The sequence below is a fragment of the Xenorhabdus sp. BG5 genome, assembly GCF_015163665.1.
Classification (GTDB): domain Bacteria; phylum Pseudomonadota; class Gammaproteobacteria; order Enterobacterales; family Enterobacteriaceae; genus Xenorhabdus.
This window is the reverse complement of sequence record NZ_JADEUG010000010.1, coordinates 1-24052: the sequence shown is the minus strand read 5'-3', so window position 1 is coordinate 24052 and position 24052 is coordinate 1. Positions and strand designations below refer to the sequence as shown.

Genomic DNA, 24052 nt, shown 5'->3' with positions numbered 1-24052 from the left:
GGATGCCAAATGAAACCAAATGCGATTTTGTTTGTTGATATCGATGATGCCCAAATTCCGCGCTATAAATATCGTGAAGCCCATTTCACCGCAGCAAAAAAAATGGGAATGAGTTGCCTAACGGCAGCGCTGAAAGGACGCCAGCACACAGAGCGTCTTTATATAGATAGCGATGATGTTTTTTACTTAGAGTCACTGACACAAGATGCCTTACAGGATCTTGTCGCCATTTTGCAACAAACCTATAGATTACGAGGCATTTTGTGTTATGCAGGCCATGCGTCTACTTACGGCCAAGTTGGCTGCATTGTTGCAGAAGTTTGTCGCAATATTGGCTTGCCAAATACGTCTGCTTCTGCGATTGCAACCTGTAACAACAAGTTCTTAATGCGCCAGGCACTGCAAAAATATGGCGTCAGATCAATACGCCATGCCTTGTGCCATACCGAAGAGGAACTCTATTCACAAGCTAAAATAATTGGTTATCCCTTAATTGCAAAACCTCCATTTGGGGCAGCTTCAGTCTTCATCAAAAAATGCCGTGATTGGTCTGAACTTAAAGCACATTATCGCGCATTTACAACCCACTATGACCACTCGATTTATATCGATTTTATGGGAAATAAACAGGAGTGCTTCACTTTAGCGGGTGAGAAACATATCAACATACCGGGCAAAAGCCTGCTATTGGAAGAGTACCTTGATGGCGTGGAAGGCACTGTCGAATGTGTTATCAGCCAGAACAAAATACATCCGGTGCTGATCAATGAAAAATTGATCCTGACAGAAAAAGAAAACACCGTACTGGAAAACTTGCTGATTTGTCCCCCTGTATCATTTTCTCCTGTTGAGCAGGAACAGATTAGGGACTATGCCAGAGCCTGCATACAAGCCGTTGGATTGAACTATGCCATTGCTCATCTTGAATTTCGTATGACCAAAGATGGCCCGATAGTGATTGAAATTAATCCACGCCTTGGTGGACTCTTTGTAAATTCATCCTTCCGTGATATCGCAGGGCTCGATCCGTACCAACTATATCTCTCCATTCTCTTGCAGGAACAAGACATTGATACACAGATAAGCCTCGCCCAACAACGGGCTACAGCGGCTAAACAGCATTATTCGATGTTAGCTATGTACCCAGACAAGAGCGGGAACTTTCAGGGTATTAAAAACATCGAACACATGAAAAACCACCCAAACGTGATCGAGTGTATTTCCCAACCCACTGATTACTATATCAATGCAGAAACTGAAGAACATTACTTGCTCAGGTGCTGGGCAAAAGTAGACGATGCGTCCGATGCCTACTCATTACACCAGGAAATGTTAGAACACGTTTATCCCATTATTACCCCAACACCAAAAAGTAGTCAGGATATGCAAATTGCAAATATATCGGCACGTTTGATGAATGAGCACTATTGCCATATTCCACATTTCAGTGAACTTATTTCCCGTGATTCAGAAGAAATAAAAACCTTTAAAGATTATTGGAATGAATTGGTTTTAGATCAAAATTTTAAAGACTATACCCATAGGGAAAGACGTATCCTGCGCTATTATTACCACCCTGATGAAGAGAATCCACTTCAACTAAATCGGGACAATGAATATCATTCATCCGTTACCTATGACATTGAGTACAAAAAAGGTTCCAATCAACTCAGCTATGTTAAAGAAACCTTTATTATTCATCCCATCATGCAGCATATCCTTGCAACAGATATAGCGATTCTAGGTGACCAATTAACGAAAAAGCATCACTATGCGATTGACATTCACCAATTTCGGGTAAAAGCGCAAGCCGGTAAAGACAGTCCGACAACCTCTGGGATTCATCAGGATGGTCAGAATTGGATTTTTATGCACTTTATCCAAAGCCACAATACAGAGCCGGTGATTTCCGAAGTTCACGCAACAGCCCATGAAGCTCCACCCTTGCTACACACCGCAATGGAGCATTTTCTTGAAACACTCGCAATAAACGATAAACGACTTTATCATCGGGCAAGCAGTGTTCGACAAGTATCTTCTACAAATGCAGCATTTCGGGATCTATTGCTGGTAACTTTCCGACAACTGCCTAAATAACAAGTGAGCGAATAATCATGCCAAGCCAGGAAAATAGTTTGGGTTTGCGTTGTTCCAGCCTTAATGCCTTATTGATCGTCAGTGCTCGGTTCGTCTCCGATTTTGGTGCATTCCTGAATATGGTGGCCCTCTCCACTTATGTTTATCTGCTCAGTAATAGCGTCATGCACGTCAGTATTTTTCTTGCCTGTCGTGTTGCTGGCGGTATCATTGCCAGCTTGATCGGAACCCCTTTTTTCAGACGATTTACAGGCAGATGGCCGCTGGTTTTTTTTGATCTGGTACGTGTCATTTTACTGTCCCTATTATTGTTGATCCCCGCATCACAGCAGCTACTGATCTTACCGGTGATCGCCTTCGGCATTGGCTTAGGTAATTCAATGTTTGCTATCGGATTAAACAGTCAACTGCCATATTGGGTTCATGCTTCCCAACGTATATCAACTAATTCCTGGCTTACCTCTGTCGCTGCCACAGGAGCCGTATTTGGCAGCCTTGTATCGGGACTTTTGGTCGCAAGTAGTGGTTATGAAATAGTATTTACCGTCAATATCATGACTTATCTGCTGGCGGCGATCCTGATTATGCCCCTTCGTTTTCTCTCCTTGCCAGAACTGAAAATATCAAGAGAACTGGGTAACGAGTGGCGTGAATTGCGCCACGGGTTGCGCGGTGCGCCCATGCTAGCAGGTATGCTATTTCTCAGTCTGGCAGATACATTGGGTAGCGCTGCCCATAACGTCGGTTTTCCCATCATTTCAAAACTGCTTACCCCCGATAACGCCAGTACCACGATGGGATTACTGCTGGCAACATGGGCGATAGGAAAGTTCGGAGGCGCGCGATTGGCTAGTTACCGGCTGCGTAGCCGCAACCTGTTGAAGATGGAGAAACTATTCTTTATCGGTGTCGCTCTGATGTCGACTGGGTTTATCCTCACTTTCCAACAAAGCAGTGTATTCTGGCTACTGCTATTCGCAATCTGGGCAGGAATAGGTGACGGGATCGCGGAAGTGAGCCTAATATCACGGGCACAAAGTGAACCGGAAAATTTACGTTTGCCAATTTTCAGTTTACTGACGCTGTTACAAATGACGGGCTTTGGGATAGGAATGTTGCTGGTCGCCCCTTTCTATGTTTGGCTACCACCTTCCATTGTCATTCTAATATTTCACGGCTTGCCACTGACGGTATTAGTAATGGTCTTGTTGTGGGTACGGCGTTTTACTACAAGCAAAATATAACTATTGCAAATTACATAATCAGTATTTTTTAAAAGCACAATAGTTATATACGCATTAAACTTCAAGTTGCAATTTACAACACGATATCACACGCATCTTGAAGTTAGATTGGTATAGTAACCACGTTAGTGCCGATATTTAATACCCGTCTGGTATCAGATATCGGTTTTATCCCTTTTGGTTTCCAATCCGATTAGCAAAATCTTCTCATCCAATAAACGCTTTTTCATCCAAGAAGTGATCTACATTCCACTTTTGCAATCCATTGCGAATTTTATTTGCTTATTTGTTAATCGAAGTTTATTTGTTGTTCAACAACATACAAACAATGAATTAACAATAAACACAACCTAAACCCACAATAAAACAACAATGCATTTATTCATGGGGAATAAAATATGCAGCAAACCATCAACTTCTGGCCCCTAATCGGGATCGCCGTCATCATCATCGGTTTTGTCATCAGATTTAATCCGGTTCTGGTCGTCACCGTCGCTGGCCTTGTTACGGGATTGACTGCTCATATGCCGATAGCCGATATTTTGGAGAAGCTAGGTTCAGGGTTTGTTAATACCCTAAATTTAACACTAACCATCCTGTTTCCTTTAGTTATCATTGGCCTATTGGAAAGGCACGGTTTAAAAGAACGGGCCCAGAAATCCATTGCTCATATCAAAATGGCAACAACCGGGCGTTTATTGATTGTCTATCTGTTTATACGAGAAATCTCTGCCGCATTAGGTTTAACCAGTTTAGGCGGACACCCGCAAATGGTTCGTCCCCTCTTAGCTCCGATGGCAGAAGGGGCGGCTGAAAATCAATATGGTAAGTTGCCAGATTCAGTTCGTCATCGCATTCGCGCGATGTCCGCAGCAACGGATAATACCGGTCTATTCTTTGGGGAAGATATTTTTGTCGCCTTCGGGGCAATTATCTTTATGCACAATTTCATGCTGGAATCAGGGGGTATTCACACCGAACCACTGCATATCGCTCTCTGGGGGATCCCTACTGCCATTTGTGCTTTTCTCATCCATTCAGTTCGGTTATATCGCCTTGATTACCGTATTGCCAACGAACTGAATACCTTGAATCACGCCAAACTGCACAGCAAGGAGGAGAAATAATGTTTCAATTACAGTATCTCTACGTACTGGCAGGGCTGCTCTTGCTGGCTGTCGCTATAATGTCATGGCGTGATAAAGCAAATCCCCGCCGTTTAACTACCGGTCTATTCTGGGCGCTTTACGGTTTGATCTTCCTGATGGGGAAATGGAGTCATCATATAGTAGCTGTCTGGATCAGCGATGAAGCCCAAGCCCAAAGAATTGCCTATATTAGTATCGGTGTGCTGGTCATTCTTATGGCACTATTGGCAGGATTTGGTGGAGTTCAGCTGGGAAATTATCATCAACGTACCCGAAAACAACAGCGGGAAAGCGCTGATCGTCTTGGCAATCAACTCTTTTTTCCCGTCCTGCTGATCCCCGTTGTTACAATGATTGGCGTGTTGATGTTTAACCACATTCCAGGCTTACAACAAGCCGTCTTTGGTGAGGGAAATCATTCAACGCTGGTGACTCTCTTTTCAATTACTCTCGGCTGCCTGCTAGGATTGGTTATAGCATTACGCATAAGCCGTGATGTCATAACACAGCCAATACAGGAAACTCGCCGTCTGCTGGATTCCATTGGTTGCGTCTTCATCCTGCCACAACTTCTGGCTACGCTCGGATTGCTGTTTACGACTGCCGGCATCGGCACGGTGATTTCCCACCTGACCGAAAGTTATATCGCTGTCGATAATCGTTTTATCGCCGTGATAGCGTACGTATTGGGTATGGCTCTGCTGACCATGGTTATGGGAAATGCTTTCGCGGCTTTTCCCATCGTTACTGCCGGTATTGGCATTCCCATTTTGATCTTACAGCACGGCGGCAATCCTGCCGTTATGGCTGCCATTGGTATGTTCTCCGGCTATTGCGGTACGTTGATGACCCCCATGGCGGCAAATTTTAATCTCGTCCCTGCTGCCCTGTTAGAATTGCCTGACCGCAATGCCGTTATCAAGGCACAAATCCCTACAGGATGTGTCTTACTACTTACCAATGTATTCCTGCTCTATTTTCTACTCTTCTTATAAAACAACAACAAGGAACCGTCATGAAAACGACTTCCATAAAAACCATTCTCATCACTGCTTTTGAGCCTTTCGCTGGTGAAACCATCAATCCATCATGGGAAGCCGTTAGGCCATTGCAGGGATGTCAAATCGCGGGTGCAAATATTGAAGTTCGCCAACTGCCTTGCGTTTTCGATACTTCTCTGGAACAGCTCTATGCAGCAATTGAACTCGTCAAACCAGAAGTAGTGATTTCAGTCGGGGAAGCTGGAAACAGATCAAATATCAGCGTAGAACGTGTCGCAATCAATATTAACGATGCCCGTATTCCTGATAATGCAGGCCAACAGCCCATTGATACTCCGGTCATTGACGGCGGCCCTACGGCTTATTTTTCTGCCCTGCCCATTAAGGCAATAGTCAATGAATTAAATAACACAGGAATTCCCGCAAAAGTATCCCAAACAGCGGGAACTTTCGTTTGCAACCATGTTATGTACGGTTTGCTGCATTATTTGAACCAACGTATTCCTGCTGTGCGGGGCGGTTTTATCCATGTCCCTTATTTACCTGAGCAGGCAACAAAACATTTTGGTGCACCAAGTATGGCTGTAGAGATGATGACGACAGCCTTGAAAATCGCCATTGAGTCAACATTAAGGCATGAAAAAGACATTACCCTCTCTGGCGGAACAACAAGCTGAAAAACAATTTGAAAAAATAGCCACTGGGATTCAGTGGCTATTTAATTTAGAAAGGTAACAGTTGGTAGAAATTCAGTAACCAGATGACGACAACCGCAAAGATTGCCGCAATAATGTCATCCAGCATGATGCCGATACCACCTTTTACATAACGGTCAAACCAGCGAATCGGCCACGGTTTCCACATATCAAAAATGCGGAATACCACAAAGCCAACCAAAACCCATTGCCAATTGAGTACAGGGATCGCCATCAGTGTGATCCACATTCCAATGAATTCATCCCAAACGACACAACCGGGATCTTCCACGTTCATGGCATCGGCAGCTTTCTGGCAAATCACACAGCCAATGACTGTTCCCAACGCAATAATCAACCAAATTCCCCATGTTGGTAGCTGCGCCAACAGCAACCAGAAAGGGATCGCCGCCACTGAGCCCATTGTGCCTGGTATAATCGGCGATAAGCCACTACCGAATCCCGTCGCCAATAAATGCCAAGGATTACTCATTTTTAAGTGGCGTTTTGCGTCATCCATGGGTTCCCTCCGTTTGATCGTTTTCTTCCTGGTGTGCAGCTGGACAAGGTACTACTGGTTTTTTATCCGTTTTAAAGTGGTCAAAGCCGTTCAGATCCAACTCAATTTCTTTGTTATTGTTAAAATAGCGGATGCCTTCTGATTCAGGCTTGATTTGCCCAATACAGCAGAAACTTGCCCCCGAATGGGCCAATGCCATATTTAACGCGCCACGGTTGAGCTCAGGTACAGTAAAGCACAACTCATAATCTTCCCCACCACTCAGTGCCCATTTCAACGCCTGTTCAGCGGGAACATATTGCTGCATCGCTTCTGAATAAGGCAGCGCATCCAGATTAATACGCGCACCACATTGGCTAGCTGTCAGAATATGGTTGAGATCAGAAATCAACCCATCGGACAAATCAATCGCGGAAGAAGCAAGAGCACGCAGAGCCTGCCCTTGTAAAACGCGCGGTTGTGGGCGGAGATGGCGCTTAACCAGCCAATGGCGAATCGCAGGATCTTCCACGATCAGATACTCTTGCAACAAAGCAAGCCCTGCGGCACTGTCACCCAGTGTTCCGGTGACATAAATCCAATCACCGTTCTTCGCACCAGCACGACGCAACGCCCTGCCAACCGGCACCAATCCATGTACGGTTAGTGTCAAACTCATGGGGCCTTTTGTCGTATCCCCACCAATCAACTGCATACCGTAATAGTTCAATTGTTCAAACAGGCTATCACTAAACCGTTTTAACCAATCCTCATTGACGTCAGGCAACGTTAGCGCCAACGATGCCCAGGCAGGATCTGCCCCAACGGCAGCCAAGTCACTGATATTGACAGCCAGTGCTTTATAAGCCAAATCTTCCGGGGAGATATCAGGAAGGAAATGGACACCAGCAACCAATGTATCCGTTGTTACCGCTAATTCTTGCTTATCCGCAACGGTCATCAGTGCACAATCATCACCAATCCCTAGGCTTACATCACGTCGGCGAATGAGAGGGCGATTGAAGTAACGTGCAATGAGGTCAAATTCACCACATGCCATAATAGAATTCCAAAAAGTGACCAACGATGAGCATATGAGGCCGGAAATCCGGCCTCATATGTAAAATCATTGAGTTATAATGGGGAACTCCTGGCAAGCAATCACTTTTTCTTACGTGCTGCCGGGCCAGCTTTATCCAATACCCCATTCACGAATTTATGACTATCTTCAGCACCAAATGTTTTTGCCAGTTCAATGCCTTCATTAATAGCCACTTTGTAGGGAACATCATCACGAAAGCTTAGTTCAAACATCGCAACGCGCAAGATGGCTTTTTCTACCTGACCTAACTCCTCGAGCTGGCGGGAAAGATAAGGCGCCATCAAGGCATCCAATTTTGTAGCATTGACTGCTACCCCGGACAGCAATTCACGAAAATAGGTGACATCAACACCGGTTACGTCCTGCTCTGACAGAAACTGCAATTCAACATCAGCAATGCTGTTTTTGGATAATTGCCATGAATAAATTGCCTGAACAGCACACTCACGAGCACGACGACGAGCAGCAGGTTTCACAAAATTCCCCTTAATTAAAACTAAAAAATTCAGCCTTTAATGGCTTTGATTACATTGATCATTTCCAACGCGGTCAAGGCAGCTTCCGCACCTTTGTTGCCCGCTTTAGTCCCAGCGCGTTCAATCGCCTGTTCAATATTTTCTGTTGTCAGAACACCCAATGTAACAGGAATGTTGCTAGACATTGCCACGCTGGACAAGCCTGAACTACATTCGCCAGCAACATATTCGAAATGGGCTGTTCCACCACGGATAACAGTACCCAAAGCGATAACCGCATCATATTTTTGGGACTCAGCCAACGCTTTGACCGTCAGTGGCAGTTCATAAGCACCCGGCACCCATACTACGGTGATATTGTCTGAAGAAACCTGGCCGATGCGTTCCAACGCATCAACGGCTCCTTCCAGCAGGCTGTCATTAATGAAGTTGTTAAAGCGAGCAACTGCAATAGCAATGCGGGCTTCAGGAGCTGCAACAACACCTTTGATTACGTTCATAGCCTTCCTTTTACCTTATTAATATCCGCAGGGGCGCGGATCTTATCACATTATTTTTCCCGGCGTCTTGGTTTATGTCCAAACTAAAATCAGCAGATTTAGAGTGGTCGTAAGCGAAGACGCACATCAGGACCAATCTGTTGAACATCAAACAGCGAAAATTCAGGCGCATCCGATAATTTTTGCAATTCAGGGATATCGAACAATCCACGAGCACCATTTCCCAATACTTTCGGCGCGATATAAAGGATCAATTCATCGACCAACCCTAGCGATAATAAAGCTCCGGCCAAAGCAGGGCCACATTCGGCCCAAACAGAATTTACCTGACGCTTGCCAAGTTGCATCATCAGTAACACTAAATCAACACCGCTACCGTGTGCTGGTAATAAAATCTGTTCGGTATTATCAGGCCATTTTTGCTGATCTTGCTTAGTACGTACTAACCAACATTCCCCTGGTTGCCGGACAACTTGATGTTGTGGAGTTACGCGATTTTGGCTATCTGTAATGATACGGATGGGTTGGCGAAGCCATTCTTGCGGATAAACCGCTTGGGTTTCAGCATCCAGTTCATGCCAGCGAACAGTCAGGGAAGGATCATCCGCCAGTACCGTTGCGCTGGAACTCAAAATGGCGCTGCACTGCGCCCGGAGTTTCTGCACATCCTGACGGGATTCCGGTGAGGTAATCCACTTGCTTTCCCCCGATGCCAACGCAGTTCGGCCATCCAATGATGCGCCCAGTTTCAATTGCAGGTACGGGAACCCTGTACGCATACGTTTAAGAAACCCCTTATTCAAGGTTTCCGCCTGTTCCATCATCAAACCATGTTCAACTGCAATTCCGGCCTGCTGCAATTTATACAAACCACGCCCGGCAACTTGAGGATTGGGATCTTGCATCGCTACCACCACACGGCTTAAGCCTGCGGCAATTAAAGCATCAGCACAAGGGGGAGTTTTACCGTGATGGCTGCATGGTTCAAGGGTAACGTAAGCTGTAGCACCTTTCGCTTTTTCACCGACCATACGCAAGGCATGAACTTCTGCGTGAGGTTCGCCCGCCCGTACATGAAAACCTTCCCCGATTATCTGCTCATCCTTAACGATGACGCAACCTACATTCGGATTTGGGGATGTTGTAAAACGCCCCCGATACGCCAGCTCCAGCGCTCTGGACATATATATTTCATCAAGTGTCATAGCGTTTAATCAGTGTTCTGGTTTTTAGTAAGAGTTACAGCGTTTAGTCTTGTAGTCTGGCAATCTCTTCACCGAATTCGCGAATATCTTCAAAGCTGCGATAAACAGATGCAAAACGGATATAGGCCACTTTATCAAGTTTCTTCAGCGCATCCATGACAAAGTTTCCGATCATTTTGGACGGAATTTCACGCTCTCCTGTTGCCCGTACCTGTGACTTAATGTGGCTGATAGCCGTTTCTACATCATCAGAACTGACAGGGCGTTTTTCCAGTGCTTTCTGCATTCCACGACGCAATTTTTCTTCGTCGAAAGGCTCTCGAATGTCATCACTTTTAATGACTCGCGGCATCACCAGTTCAGCAACTTCAAACGTAGTGAAGCGTTCATGACATTCCAGGCACTGACGGCGACGGCGCACTTGTGAGCCATCCCCTACCAGACGAGAATCAATAACTTTAGTATCAACGGCTGCGCAAAATGGGCAATGCATATCGTTTCCTGACAGTTAACCGAAGGGATAACAGTGTACCTTGAAGTGATGACGAAAAACACCCTGTCAGTAAGTACTCACAGGGCGTTTAAGCGATATCAGTGCTCGATCATGCAAAATAATTAAGGAAGAATGGAGGGCTGATCTGCCCCTTCTTTCTCAACTTTCTGCTGGATCAAATGATCACGCTTCATACCCAATTTTAAAGCCAGTGCAGAAGCAACATAGATAGAAGAGATTGTACCGATAGAAACACCGATTAACATGACCAGTGAGAAGCCTTTCAGCATTTCGCCACCGAAAATGTACAGCATCAATACAACCAATAATGTGGTTGCGGAAGTCATGATGGTACGGCTCAGGGTCTGAGTCAGGGAAATATTGGTGATTTCATACGACGTACCACGGCGTATCTTACGGAAGTTCTCACGGATACGATCCGACACCACGATGCTGTCATTCAATGAGTAGCCGATAACGGACATCAACGACGCAACAATAGTCAGGTCAATTTCGATGTGGAACAACGACAAAATACCCAGTGTAATAATCACGTCATGTGCCAGTGCAATAACTGCCCCCAATGCCAGACGCCACTCAAAGCGGAAACCGACATAAATCAGGATACAGATCAGTGCAACCAATAATGCCATCGCTCCGGTTTGTGCCAGTTCGTTCCCGACACTTGGACCAACAAATTCGACACGTTTAACCTTGGCATCTTTATCAATATCCTGATTAATCACCGAGATAATCTTATTGCCAAGCTCTTGCCCTGCATTACCTTCCACTGGTGGCATACGAACCATCACATCACGGCTGCTACCAAAATTTTGCAAAAGTGGATCAGCAAAACCATTCTGGCTCAGGCTCTCACGCATCTTGTCCAGATCCGCAGGTTGACTCAGCTTCACCTCAATGACCGTACCACCGGTAAAATCAAGCCCCCAGTTAAAACCACGAGTGCCTATCATAACGATGGAAGCGATCAACAGAAGGAACGAAATCCCAAAGGCAACGTTGTCCCAGCGCATAAAGTCGATAACTTTACGCCCATAGTTTAATTGTTCAACAGTATAATCCTGTGCCACAACGTGCTCCTTAAATTGACAACTTATTGATACGCTTGCCACCGTACAGCAAGTTCACGATTGCGCGTGTTCCTACAATAGCAGTGAACATTGAAGTCGCCACACCAATACTGGTGGTGATCGCGAAGCCCTTGATAGAGCCAGTACCCACTGCATACAAAATAATAGCCGTAATCAGCGTCGTCAGGTTTGCGTCGATGATACTGGAGAACGCCCCTTTATAGCCTTCGTGAATTGCCTGCTGTACCGTACGGCCATTGCGCAATTCTTCTTTGATACGTTCATTGATCAATACGTTCGCATCCACGGCAACGGCAAGCGTCAAGACGATACCCGCAATCCCCGGCATGGTCAGGGTCGCTCCCGGCAACAGCGACATAATACCGACGATCAGCACTAAGTTAGCCAGCAACGCAGAACTCGCAATCAGACCAAACTTGCGGTAGTAAATCACCATAAATACGACAGAAGCAATCAGGCCCCACAAACACGCTTCAAGGCCCTGCTCAATATTCTGCAAGCCCAGAGTTGGCCCAATCGTACGCTCTTCTACAATCTGGATTGGTGCAATCAACGCCCCTGCCCGCAGTAACAATGATAACTGACGAGCTTCTGTCGGATTGCTAATACCGGTAATGCGAAAACTGTTACCCAGGCGTGACTGAATAGTGGCAATGTTGATAACTTCTTCTTGCTTAACCAAAATCGCACGACCATTGGCGTCTTTCTTGCCGCTATCCTTATATTCCACAAACAGCGTTGCCATTGGCTTGTGCAGGTTATCTTTAGTGAAGTTAGACATTGCTGTACCGCCAGCGCTATCCAGGGAAATATTCACCTGTGGATAACCGTTCTCATCAGCACTGGAGGTAGAATCGGTGATATGGTCACCCGTCAGAATAACGCGCTTGTACAGCACAACCGGGTTACCATCACGGGTATCTTTCACTTCTGAATCAGCCGGAATACGGCCATATTGCACAACATTTTGATCAACATTGGTATTGACCAGCCGGAATTCCAGCGTTGCGGTTGCCCCCAGAATTTCTTTTGCGCGGGCAGTATCCTGAATACCAGGCAGTTCAACCACAATGCGGTCTGCACCTTGGCGTTGAACCAGAGGTTCTGCAACCCCCAATTGGTTGACACGATTACGCAAGATAGTGATGTTCTGTTGTACTGCATAAGAACGAGCTTCACGCAGACGTTCATCACTCATCACTACTTTCAGCGTACTGTTGGCTTCATTAGAGAACACCAAATCACGGTGACGAGGTTCAAGATAACTTTCCGCTTTAGAGCGTGCATCGTTATCACGGAAACGAACTTCGACGCCATAATTATCCGTTTTGCGGATAGTCGAATAAGGGATGCCTTGATCACGCAGTTCAGAGCGCAGGCCATCAATATTCTGTTCCTGCAATTTACCCAGCGCGGTTTCCATATCCACTTCCATCAAGAAATGAACACCACCACGTAGGTCAAGACCCAGTTTCATCGGCTCAGCACCGACTGCTCTTAACCAGACAGGTGTTGCAGGCGCGAGGTTCAATGCCACAACATACTGTTCACCCAGTGCAGAGACCAACGCTTCACGCGCACGAAGCTGCACATCAGTGCTACTGAAACGAGCAAGAATTGCGCCATTTTCCAATGCAATGGACTTACTCTTGATTTGATCTTTTTCTAAAACATTACGGACTTGGTCCAGCGTTTTTTCACTGGCGGCGATGCCTCGCGCGCCAGTGATTTGTACAGCCGGATCCTCACCATAAAGGTTGGGAAGTGCATAAAGCAAACCGATGAGGATCGCAGCGATCAGCATCAGATACTTCCACAAAGGATAACGGTTCAACACGGCAGTTCCCTTCGGGAAAATCGGAAAATTAAATAGCCTTCATTGTACCTTTCGGCAAAATGGCAGCAACGAAGTCACGTTTGACAGTTATTTCTGTGGTGTCATTCAAGGCAATAACCACGTAGCCGGTATCAGACACTTTAGAGACACGACCCACCAAACCACCAGAAGTCAGCACTTCATCCCCTTTGGAGATGGAATCCATCAGTTTTTTATGTTCTTTGGTGCGTTTTTGTTGTGGACGCAGGATCATGAAATAGAAAATCAAACCGAAAACAACCAGCATGATAATCAGAGAATATGGGCTTCCCTGAGCTTGCGCTGGTGCGCCAGCAGCTGCCGCAGCTTCAGAAATAAAAAAACTCATCAAATTTCCCTCATTGTTATCGAAAATGTGACTGTCGAAAACATTGCTATTAAAATCGACAGTGGCTCGATCAAAAATCGGCCCAATATGCTACACATATTGAGACTGATTAGTCACGATAAATTATATATTTAACGGCGGAACGGGTTTACCGATCTGCTGATAAAATTCTTCAACAAACTGTTCCAGCTTGCCTTCTTCAATGGCCTGACGAATTCCAGCCATCAAGCGCTGATAATACCTTAAATTATGTATCGTATTCAGCCTTGCACCAAGAATTTCGTTACAACGATCAAGGTGATGGAGGTATGCCCGGCTATAATTGCGGCAAGTATAGCAGTCACAATGCTCATCTAAGGGAGAAGTATCTTCTTTATGTTTAGCATTGCGAATTTTGATAACCCCTTCGGTCACAAACAGGTGACCATTGCGAGCATTACGTGTTGGCATCACACAGTCAAACATATCGATACCACGACGAACGCCTTCAACCAAATCTTCCGGCTTGCCAACTCCCATCAAATAGCGAGGCTTATCCTGTGGGATCTGAGGGCAAACATGTTCCAGAATACGGTGCATATCTTCTTTCGGTTCACCGACGGCCAGTCCCCCTACAGCGTAGCCATCAAAGCCAATTTCCACCAGCCCTTTTATGGAAACATCACGCAAGTCTTCGTACACACTGCCCTGAATAATACCAAACAAGGCATTTTTATTGTCCAGCTCATCAAAACGTTGACGACTGCGGGCAGCCCAGCGCAATGACATTTCCATGGAACGCTTGGCATAATCCCAATCAGCAGGATATGGTGTACATTCGTCAAAAATCATGACAATATCGGAACCCAAATCATATTGGATTTCCATCGATTTCTCTGGGCTGAGAAACACGGGTGTTCCATTAATTGGGTTACGGAAGTGAACCCCTTCTTCTTTGATTTTACGCATAGCACCGAGGCTGAAAACCTGAAAACCGCCAGAGTCAGTCAGAATAGGGCCTTGCCACTGCATAAAATCATGCAGGTCACCATGCAACTTCATGATTTCCTGTCCCGGACGCAACCAAAGGTGGAAAGTGTTTCCCAACAGGATTTGCGCTCCCGTGTCTTTCACCTCTTCCGGTGTCATACCTTTTACCGTGCCGTAAGTTCCCACTGGCATAAATGCCGGAGTTTCCACAACACCACGATCAAAAATCAAACGACCACGACGGGCATTCCCATCCGTCTTTTGTAACTCAAATTTCACTTAACCTCCAGACATCAGAAAAACAGTCTGATGCTTGACATAAAATGATGCATTCTAAACACTAATGACGCCACTGTACACGCCAGCCTTGTGATATACAGTATGTCAATTTTTGCTAATTTATGTGCCATTTACTCTTTCTTGTGACACAGTTTTGGCACAGTGTCACACTGATGGTAACTATTATCAGTACTCACACACCCCATCTTACCGAAAGTTACCCGCAGTTACCTGTGGTTGCCTTTCAATACCCGCCCCATGCGCCCCACCTAATTTGGCAGTGTCCATCCTATGCAATACAGACCTCAACCATCATGATCGCTATCCACCTTCCCCTGCCTCAAACTCCACACCGAATCTTCCGGCATCTGTATACATTTCCCTCATCCGTTCTCATATCCCTCCAAACTCATATTTTGCACATTTATTGAATTTCAATGCATTCAGCAGCCAATTACCCGTTTTTAATGCACGAATCAGCCCATTGCGTAATTCCACAAAACCTCACTTTTTTCGCATATATACGGAAAAAGTGAGAAGAAAAATGAGGAATGGGTGAGGAGAAAGGTCTTTTCTGGCAGGTGTTTTTTCAGCTCTCCGTGTTCCCTGGTTAATGTATTAGCCTGGGAACACGGAGAAGACAAGCGCAGCGCGTCAGTGTCATCCTACATAAGCCAAGATAACTAGCATCAAGATGACTACTCAGATACTTTCATGAATGAATTTATTATATAAATGCAAGTATTTTTGAAATTATAGTTATTACGTGAATTATGTAATTAACGTTTTATATTTTTATTTTTTATAATTTTTGATTATAAACTGATAAATACATCAAGTAAATTTAAATTAATTAAATTTTAAAAATGTATACAATCTGTTTAATATCTGCAAAGTAGGATAATTAATATCTACATGATAAATGAAAATAAGCAGATCATATTTTAACTCCATCTTACGTAATTAAAAACAGATTAAATTTTAATAAAATTATTATTAAACTACATAAGAATGTATTTCATGTTTTGTTTTATAAACAATTGGTTACCAAAAGTCGGGATATTTCATTTATTTGCAATATTATTATTATGAAAGGAAAAGTAAAGTTATGTTGCCATTAAAATACCTGGCTGTTAATCCATCTAATTATATTCTTCATTCAGCTTATATACCCTCATCGAAACCAGAAACTCAACGAGCTATTCTGGCTGCCAGCTTGGCTGATGGTAAGTCAATTATTAATAATGATTTACGTTGTCTGGAAACCAGTACAATGAAGGAAGCATGTCGCCGTATTGGAGCCAGAATTATTGAGGAGCCGCGAAGATTAATTATTTATGGAACTGGTGGTAAAATCAGTCCTGAAAAAAAAGTCATTGATGCTCTCGGTTCGGGGCTAGTCTTCCGTGTAATAACCGCCCTTACTTGCCACAGTGATACTCCCGCTGTGATATCGGGTGATGCTATTCTCAGAACTCGTGTGATGGAGCCTTTACTGAATTCACTTATTGAATTGGGTGGAAACATTACCAGTGTTCATATGAACGGAAAAGCCCCTTTCATCAATTGGGGAGGGTATATTGGTGGCGAATGCGAAATCGAAGGAAACATTAGTTCCCAATTTATTACAGCAATCCTTTTCGCAGCACCCCTTGCTAAAAAAAGTACTACTGTAAAAATCAAAGGGGAAATCCTATCATTATCCTATATTCGACAGACATTAGAAGTTCTTGCAATAGCCGGCATTAAATTTAAGCATAATGAAAATTTCTCCAAAATTACGGTATTTCCTGACGAATATAGTCCTGCTGAATATACAATAACAGGCGATTACACTTCGTGTTCTTACTTGGTTGCGGTGGCAACTTTATTTCCATGTGACCTGATACTTAAAAATATCAATAGTAAGAGCTTGCAAGGTGAGCAGGCTATTCTGACATTTGTTGAAGAAATGGGAGTAGAAGTCATAAGAAATGATCAAAAAAACGAAATTAGGTTGATTAATAGAAAAGGCCTACTAACTGGAAACTATGAATTTAATGTCAGTAATTGCCCTAATATTGTACCTACGCTAGCTTCAATAGGAATCTATGTCAATGGCTGTTTCAGAGTTACCGGGGGATCTATAACCCGTCTTCATAAATCACCAAGAATAAAAGCAATGGTAAATGAGTTACTAAAATTAGGTGTTAACATTCAACCCTTGATTATAAATGATGTTTATGACGGTTTCGAAATTCATGGCGCATCATCCTATTCTGGAAATTGTAGACTTTCTAGTTGGGGGGATCATCGTATTTTTATGTCTTTATTTGTAGCGTCATTACGTTGTCAACAGACTAATTACATTGATGGTTATGAAGATGTCCATTGTTCATTCCCTTCTTTTTTTAAAGAGTTCGAACAACTTGGTATTACATTCAAAGAAATGATTTACCAATCTGAGTCAGCTTATTAATTTCATTGAGGATATCAATATGAATATCACCAAAAAAATGCACGAACAGGGTTATGTTGTAATACCTGAAATAATAGGCAAAGAAGAGATTAAAACCATCAGGAATTTTTATAAAAAAACCGCTGAGATAAATAATCTTTCAACTCTTCTTCCATCAGACATATTAAAAAACACTGAAATATTTCATGCTATTTTGAATGATAAAGCAGTTACGGCGATCAAGGAGATTTTTGGCAGAACTTTTTCTTTATTCCCTAATTTTACGATTCGGGAAAGTGTTTATATCCCTTGGCACAATGATGCCTATTTTTTACCTGATGAGGTAATAAATCCTGATACACACTTACAATTTATGCAATGTGCTATCTATTTGCAGGATAATGAGCCTGATCATGGAGGGGGAATAACACTAATCCCCTTTTCTCATCGGCTAGATCAAGCCACTGTGAAAAGTATGTTGAATACTCCACAAGCCTACGAAAAAGTTATCATGAGCAAAGCAGGCGATCTTATTCTCTGGGATAACAGAATAACTCACAGAAGCACTTATCCTGATAAGGCACCTGACAACACCAAATTAGCCTTACAATGGACAGTCTCTGCTTCAGAACAACATAACGAGCCATACCTACAGTACCTTCGGGATCGTGCTCAACATAATATGCATGTTTCAGATTATCTCCCCAAAAGCCCAAAACCTTATTTTGCAGATATGCCCAATGTCCGATATCCAGACTCATTTCATGAGGATTCATTAAAAATAATGAAAACGCAAAATATACACTTTATAGGGCTATGAGCCATGACATATTCAAATGATGGACAGAAAGAAAATGGAGCATCTTATATATTGAGGCAGCTACGCCGGTTAGGTGCTTCTCATCTCTTCATGGTGCCAGGTAAGCTCATTAATGCATTCATGAAATGTTACCCGAAAGATAATGATTCAGTATTAGATATTATTCCTGTTCCTGTAGTCACCGCCTGCGAAACGGGGGCTGCTTATATGGCAGAAGGATATGCTCGTGTCTCTGACAATTTTGGTATATGCCTAGCCATTGGTGGTCCAGGTGTTACAAATACCCTGACAGGCATAACTTCTGCCTACACAGATAATTTTCCTGTTTTACTCTTAGCTGGCCAAATTTCTTCAGCAATGGAAATGCACAATGTATTACAGGACAGTACCCAATCTGGAATTAACCAACAAGCCATTTTTTCTCCGGTGACTCGCGCAACATTTGAAGTCAAAGCGGGTCAATCAATCAGTCGATTTCTGAGAGAATCACTCCGGGCAATGAAAGGAATTGAAAGGGGTCCTGTGTATCTGGGAGTCAGTAAGGAAATTTTAAATGAATATGATGAAAATCGCCCCGACATTAGTTCAAGTATTTCTGATTCTTGGAAAAATCGTCCGGTCGATATCAATAAAATACGTTCACCCGAATTTAAAAATTTCATGAGTAAAACCCATAATTGCATCATTCTCGCGGGGTTACGCAGTAAAACATCTGAAACCGCTGATACACTGTTAGCATTTGCAGAAAAGTATCATTTCCCAGTGGCAACAACGCTAAGTGGTAAAGGGATATTTCCAGAAGATCATCCTCTGTCGCTCGGTATTTATGGTTATTCAGGTAGTCCCAGAGCAATTGAAGCATTTAAGAATCCAGAGTTGGAAGGTATTATCTTATTGGGAATGGATACCACTCAGTGGAGTACTATGTTATGGTCTCCAGACTTACAACTTTCGGGTAGAACGATTCAGGTGGATACTAATCCCGAATATCTTGGTAAATACCTTGATATCACTTGTGGGATCACAGCAAACAGTAGTGCATTCCTGGAAGCTCTTGATGAACATTACCCTAATATTCTCATTCAAGGCCGCTCCAAACGGGAGAAATGGTTACAGTATCTCAGTATAATTCCCAAGTATTTCCCTATTGATTTTAGCGCAACAGGCGATGCAACAAGACACCCAGCATCCTATATCAATATCCTCCAGAAACATTTTCCGGAAAATGGAATAGTCAGTGTTGATTCCGGTGCGCACCGATCATTTTTTGGTCATCATTGGATCGCTCGCAGACCTGAAGCGTATATATCAGCAACCACACTTGGCCCTATGGGCTGGAGTATCCCAGCAGGGATAGGAGCCAGCTTTGCTGCTCCAGATAGAAAATGTATGGTTATAACAGGTGACGGTTGTATGTTAATGCAGGGAATGGAGTTAGCCACAGCATCAAAATACCATCGCAATATACTTTTCATTGTCTTTAATAATGCATCTTATGCTGCAAGCTATTTTAATAATAAAGATAACAAAACAGATCTGACAAAAATTCCCGATTATGATTGGTGTCAATTGGCGAGAGGATTAGGGTTAAACTGTTTGTGTGTAAATTCGCCTGATCAATTACAGGAATGCATTGCCGAAATTATGCAACAGAACAGCCCATTCTTAATCGAAATTAAATGTGATAATCAACACACAACGCCAAATAAAGAATATAACAAACGCATAAAAGCGTTCCCACTCGTATGAAAGGTGAAAAGGCATGAAGTCAAAACTCATTATCATCAATTCGTGCGTTATACTGATATTAGGGTTATTTTCTATAGATCTTTATAATCCGGCACTACCTATAATAAAAACCGCACTCGCAATTACTGACAATCAGGCTCAAAGCCTTGTTGTTTATTATCTCGTTGGTTTCGCTGTATCCCAACTTTTTTACGGACCTCTCTCCGATAAACATGGACGCATTCCTGTCATTGTATTTTCCTTATTATTTTCCGCTATCGGTAATTATCTGACTTCTACTGCCGGATCATTTCACGCACTATCTCTATTCCGGCTTCTGACCGGTATTGGTGCAGGCGGGTGTCCAGTTATTAGTAGAGCTATACTCAGTGATACTTTCCGGGATAAGACAGAATTATCTAAATCTCTGGCTATTTTTTCGATGGCATCACAAGTTTCGCCTGCTTTTGCACCTGTTATTGGCGGGTATATTACAGAATATCTGCCGTGGAAGTTTAATTTTATCGCTCTTACCATAATGATGCTGATAGGTGCATTTTTTGTAAAAATGACGTTGCCGGAAACATCACCGATGAAATCAACAGACAATGGCCGAATAACAGGTTTTCGAATTCTGTTATCTGACATTAATTTTGTTGTATACAGTGTTGTCTCCGCCGTTTTGTTTGCTATTACCATTGGTTATTTTACTGCCAGTCCTTTCGTATTCCAGACACAATTTGAATTATCTTCATCACAGAATGGATATCTGTTTATGGTTTATTCTGCTGGGATCGTAATAGGTTCGTTGCTGACAAAAAAAGGGTTGTCACATTCCACACCGGAAAGAATTCTGAAAGTTTCACTCCCGTTATTAGTATTATTTACGGCGATGGCGCTTATTTTTATTTATTTTACTCAAATATTGTCGATTAAATTTATCATTATTTATAGTTTTGCGGTAGGGCTAGGATGTGGACTGTCTTCTCCATTATTACTTGGGATAAGTTTGCATGGACATCCAGAATTGTCCGGAACAGGCAGTGCTTTACAAGGAGCCTTAAAAATGGCCGGAGCAGCCATTGTATTATGGTTTTTCTCTAGTGGGCATACAACAACAGCAGCGGGTTTAATGTGGGGACTTTTCATTCTTGCCTTGATTTGTTTTGTTTTCATTACCTTTACTCTGTATAGGGTATCCGAAATAAAAAATCGGCGCTTATAGAGCAACCAAAATTGATAATATTATCTTCACTATCATACTAACGGAGAGAATATGGATCTTGGAATCGCGGGTCGCTGGGCTGTCATATGTGCAGCCAGCGAAGGTTTAGGATTTGCTTGCGCTGCTGCACTAGTGGCAGAAGGTGTAAATGTTGTTATTAATGCACGAAGATCTGAACAACTGAAAGTGGCGGCACAGCAGCTGCAAAATATAAATTCTGCTACATCCGTAAAATGGGTATCAGGTGACATAACACAATCAGAAATTCAGGATACTGTGCTGAATACACCACCTGTGGTGGATATTCTTGTCACAAATGCGGGTGGCCCACCAACAGGTATTTATTCCGACTGGACTCGTGAAATATGGTATCAGGCCATTAACACTAATATGCTTACTCCAATCAGCCTGATTCAGGCTGTCATGGATAAAATGGTTAGTCGCTGTTTTGGGCGTATTATCAATATTACTTCTGGAACAGTTAAAGCACCTCAAAGTGAGCTGGGATTATCAAACGGAGCACGAGGGGGGCTAACAACTTTCATTAGTGGTATGGCAAAATCTCATGCGCTGATGAGTAATAATGTCACCATAAACAATCTACTACCTGGCGCTTTCGATACCCATCGTCTGAGACAAACATTTGTACAAAAAGCGTCAAGATGCGGAGATTCACCGGAAAGTATGGCAATACAACGAAGCCAGAAAATCCCCGCTGGACGGCTTGGTATTCCCGAAGAATTTGGTGCGTATTGTGCTTTTTTGTGTAGTAATTATGCAAGTTATATAACGGGACAAAATATCCTTATTGATGGTGGTGCCTATTCCGGTGTTTTTTAAGGCGCTTCCTTCTATATCCCATCATCAAGCAAAAATTTGACCCCGTTCGATTCAATCGATAAAGTATTTAATTGTTATCAATGATCCATAGCCTGCAAGGATCAGCATTAAGCGGCGAAACAAAACTCCTGTAGCCTGAAAGGGAGAGCAAGATTGCGGTACATCTGCGCACTTTTGGAAGCAGATATCGTCGGACAAATAACCCAATGTATCGATGATGAAAGTTTCCCGGTTTCTTTATGCACCGGCTTATCACACACGTTGAGAAGTTCCCCTGCTACATTCGCCATAATAATTTTACCTTGCACGATTTTTACTCACGCTTTGATTCACGCACGATAAACGTCCCGAAAACTGCGCGGCGTCACTTGCGTTAAAGCGTAGCGATTACCAAGTGACGCCGCCAGGCGTCAACGTCCAGAGCATGTCCGGTCTGGTTTTACGACCCATTTGATCCACGAATTACTCAAAGTCACCCGTTATTTCAGTCATTTTCTGATCCTGAACCCTTTTATTCGTTTGTTTTTTAACCCCCTGCCTGGTAACAGGCTGATGCAGTAAAAAGGAGAAATCACACCACGTCATGATTAATGAGGCGTTCATCCTGACTAAAATCAGGCACTGAACGGGGAGTACTCCATCGCCGTGCCCAGCATGTAGCGAACTCCTGCAAAAACTCAACGCAATTTTCCCCTGCTACACATTATCTGACGCACCACGGAACGGTGAACCTGAACCGACACGCAGGGACTTGTTTAAAAAATGAATAAAAACAGAGAGAAAGTGACAAGAGGGGCGTAGATGGCGCAGAAATCGGCACGTTCAAAAATTGAGTTGTTCAGAAAAGAATTTATCACCCATGCCCGAAAAGGACGCGGAAGTTTTGCGACGGTGGCGGATCGAGAACGGATTGCCCGGCAGTTTCTTAACTTTCTAAAGGATAAAGGCATTAAGCTCCGACAAATGGACAGCCTCAAAGCAAAATACATTGAGCGCTATATTGCTGAGCGTAAGGCCAACAAGATCAGCCACCGAACCCTGCAAAATGAGATGTCAGCATTGCGGACGATTTTAAGGCAGGCGGGCAAGCATAAACTGGCAGCACCAGATAATTACCGCTTGAGTAACCGGGCACTGGGTATTGTCGAGACGAGTCGCACAGGCACTAAAACAGCATTAATGCCTGCGGAATTTCAGACGGTTTTCCAGCAGGTTGAGCAAAAAGACCGGTGCGTGGCGGCGGTCATGCAACTGGCCTATGTGCTGGGGTTACGTACCAAAGAAGCGGTAGAAGCCTATAAATCCTTAGCCACCTGGAAAAAAGCGCTGGAAAACGGACATACCTCTGTGCGGGTGGTCTTCGGCACCAAAGGCGGGCGACCCAGACAGACGCTGATACTGGATCGGGAAGCTTTACAACACGCTATTGCCTACGCCGAGTGTGAACAGACAGGGCGTAGCGGCAAACTGATTGATAAACCGACGGTTATTCAGGCCATAGATCGTTACCGGTATATTGTCAGAAGTGCAGGTCTGAGCGGTAAGAAAGCCCCACACAGTATGCGCTATCATTTTGCCCAGCAATCTGGTGAACATTACAAAGCGCAGGGCTTCAGCGAGCAGGAAGCACAGGCACTGGTATCGATGGATTTAGGGCATGGTGATGAGCGAGGACGCTATATCAGGCAGGTGTATTACCGGAATATTGAGGGTGAATAAGCTGTATTGGATCATACATGGTCTGCTGCTTTGGTCATTGGAATACGAGCAAACCAACCTTGACACTTAGCTGTATTAGCTCAAACTCGTTTCTGCCCCATTGTGTGTTAGTGCCAATGGCTGAATTAGCGGTAACCTACTTTTACAATATAAATAACTTTTCAAAATGGTAGGAGTGTCGAAGAAACTCAGTCCAATTTTTGCGAATTTTGATTTTCCACAAACAAAAAAGCAAAAGAGAGGACTGAGTCATGCTTAT

Annotated in this window: 21 protein-coding genes; 11 read left to right on the top strand and 10 right to left on the bottom strand. The window is 43.7% G+C overall.

The window, feature by feature from the left end; all coding sequences use genetic code 11:
* Positions 1-9 precede the first annotated feature (9 nt).
* The 5 genes from IQ209_RS07220 to pcp all read left to right on the top strand — a co-directional run bounded on the left by IQ209_RS07220 (position 10) and on the right by pcp (position 6167).
* Entirely contained in the window at positions 10-2097 is a 2088-nt protein-coding gene (locus IQ209_RS07220; protein WP_228005764.1) for a 2OG-Fe dioxygenase family protein, read from the top strand.
* Positions 2098-2114: 17 nt separating this feature from the next.
* Positions 2115-3341, top strand: a complete 1227-nt coding sequence (locus tag IQ209_RS07210; protein ID WP_189758900.1) for an MFS transporter — start codon at positions 2115-2117, stop codon at positions 3339-3341.
* A 398-nt stretch (positions 3342-3739) separates the two neighbouring features.
* On the top strand, positions 3740-4468 hold the full coding sequence (locus IQ209_RS07205) for a DUF969 domain-containing protein (protein WP_193850344.1): 729 nt from the start codon (positions 3740-3742) through the stop codon (positions 4466-4468).
* Positions 4465-5484: a DUF979 domain-containing protein gene (locus tag IQ209_RS07200; RefSeq protein ID WP_193850490.1), complete on the top strand. Its 1020-nt coding sequence runs from the start codon at positions 4465-4467 to the stop codon at positions 5482-5484. Before IQ209_RS07205 ends, IQ209_RS07200 begins: the two co-directional genes overlap by 4 nt.
* Before the next feature lie 35 nt (positions 5485-5519).
* Positions 5520-6167, top strand: coding sequence for a pyroglutamyl-peptidase I (pcp, locus tag IQ209_RS07195; protein WP_193850488.1), 648 nt, complete (start codon positions 5520-5522; stop codon positions 6165-6167).
* Between the two features lie 46 nt (positions 6168-6213).
* On the opposite strand, the gene pgpA is transcribed toward pcp, so the two are convergent.
* The 10 genes from pgpA to tgt form a co-directional block, all read right to left on the bottom strand.
* Entirely contained in the window at positions 6214-6705 is a 492-nt protein-coding gene (gene pgpA, locus IQ209_RS07190) for a phosphatidylglycerophosphatase A (RefSeq protein ID WP_193850342.1), read from the bottom strand.
* Positions 6698-7744: a thiamine-phosphate kinase gene (thiL, locus tag IQ209_RS07185; RefSeq protein WP_193850340.1), complete on the bottom strand. Its 1047-nt coding sequence runs from the start codon at positions 7742-7744 to the stop codon at positions 6698-6700. Before thiL ends, pgpA begins: the two co-directional genes overlap by 8 nt.
* 101 nt (positions 7745-7845) lie before the next feature.
* Complete coding sequence (gene nusB, locus IQ209_RS07180; RefSeq protein ID WP_047766861.1) at positions 7846-8262, bottom strand: transcription antitermination factor NusB; 417 nt, start codon at positions 8260-8262, stop codon at positions 7846-7848.
* Between the two features lie 29 nt (positions 8263-8291).
* A complete protein-coding gene (gene ribE, locus IQ209_RS07175) occupies positions 8292-8762 on the bottom strand; it encodes a 6,7-dimethyl-8-ribityllumazine synthase (RefSeq protein WP_189758896.1) in 471 nt (156 codons plus the stop codon).
* Positions 8763-8860: 98 nt separating this feature from the next.
* Positions 8861-9967, bottom strand: coding sequence for a bifunctional diaminohydroxyphosphoribosylaminopyrimidine deaminase/5-amino-6-(5-phosphoribosylamino)uracil reductase RibD (ribD, locus tag IQ209_RS07170; RefSeq protein ID WP_193850338.1), 1107 nt, complete (start codon positions 9965-9967; stop codon positions 8861-8863).
* Positions 9968-10010: 43 nt separating this feature from the next.
* Positions 10011-10460, bottom strand: a complete 450-nt coding sequence (gene nrdR / locus IQ209_RS07165; RefSeq protein ID WP_092510219.1) for a transcriptional regulator NrdR — start codon at positions 10458-10460, stop codon at positions 10011-10013.
* A gap of 122 nt (positions 10461-10582) precedes the next feature.
* Positions 10583-11551 (bottom strand): protein translocase subunit SecF, encoded by a 969-nt coding sequence (secF, locus tag IQ209_RS07160; protein ID WP_193850336.1) that lies wholly within the window; start codon positions 11549-11551, stop codon positions 10583-10585.
* A gap of 10 nt (positions 11552-11561) precedes the next feature.
* Positions 11562-13409: a protein translocase subunit SecD gene (secD, locus tag IQ209_RS07155; RefSeq protein WP_193850334.1), complete on the bottom strand. Its 1848-nt coding sequence runs from the start codon at positions 13407-13409 to the stop codon at positions 11562-11564.
* Positions 13410-13437: 28 nt separating this feature from the next.
* Positions 13438-13776 carry a preprotein translocase subunit YajC gene (gene yajC, locus IQ209_RS07150; protein WP_189758891.1) on the bottom strand — a complete coding sequence of 113 codons (339 nt, stop codon included), beginning with the start codon at positions 13774-13776 and terminating at the stop codon, positions 13438-13440.
* A 123-nt stretch (positions 13777-13899) separates the two neighbouring features.
* A complete protein-coding gene (gene tgt, locus IQ209_RS07145; protein ID WP_193850332.1) occupies positions 13900-15024 on the bottom strand; it encodes a tRNA guanosine(34) transglycosylase Tgt in 1125 nt (374 codons plus the stop codon).
* A 1108-nt stretch (positions 15025-16132) separates the two neighbouring features.
* On the opposite strand from tgt, the gene aroA reads away from it, so the two are divergent.
* The 6 genes from aroA (at position 16133) to IQ209_RS07115 (ending at position 23793) form a co-directional block, all read left to right on the top strand.
* Positions 16133-17482, top strand: coding sequence for a 3-phosphoshikimate 1-carboxyvinyltransferase (aroA, locus tag IQ209_RS07140; RefSeq protein WP_193850330.1), 1350 nt, complete (start codon positions 16133-16135; stop codon positions 17480-17482).
* A 19-nt stretch (positions 17483-17501) separates the two neighbouring features.
* Complete coding sequence (locus IQ209_RS07135; protein WP_228005761.1) at positions 17502-18281, top strand: phytanoyl-CoA dioxygenase family protein; 780 nt, start codon at positions 17502-17504, stop codon at positions 18279-18281.
* 3 nt (positions 18282-18284) lie between these two features.
* Positions 18285-20030: a thiamine pyrophosphate-binding protein gene (locus IQ209_RS07130; protein ID WP_193850328.1), complete on the top strand. Its 1746-nt coding sequence runs from the start codon at positions 18285-18287 to the stop codon at positions 20028-20030.
* Positions 20031-20043: 13 nt separating this feature from the next.
* Complete coding sequence (locus IQ209_RS07125) at positions 20044-21234, top strand: Bcr/CflA family efflux MFS transporter (protein ID WP_193850325.1); 1191 nt, start codon at positions 20044-20046, stop codon at positions 21232-21234.
* A 51-nt stretch (positions 21235-21285) separates the two neighbouring features.
* Positions 21286-22074 (top strand): SDR family oxidoreductase, encoded by a 789-nt coding sequence (locus tag IQ209_RS07120; RefSeq protein WP_193850323.1) that lies wholly within the window; start codon positions 21286-21288, stop codon positions 22072-22074.
* Positions 22075-22875: 801 nt separating this feature from the next.
* Positions 22876-23793 carry an integrase domain-containing protein gene (locus tag IQ209_RS07115; RefSeq protein ID WP_193850321.1) on the top strand — a complete coding sequence of 306 codons (918 nt, stop codon included), beginning with the start codon at positions 22876-22878 and terminating at the stop codon, positions 23791-23793.
* Positions 23794-24052 lie beyond the last annotated feature (259 nt).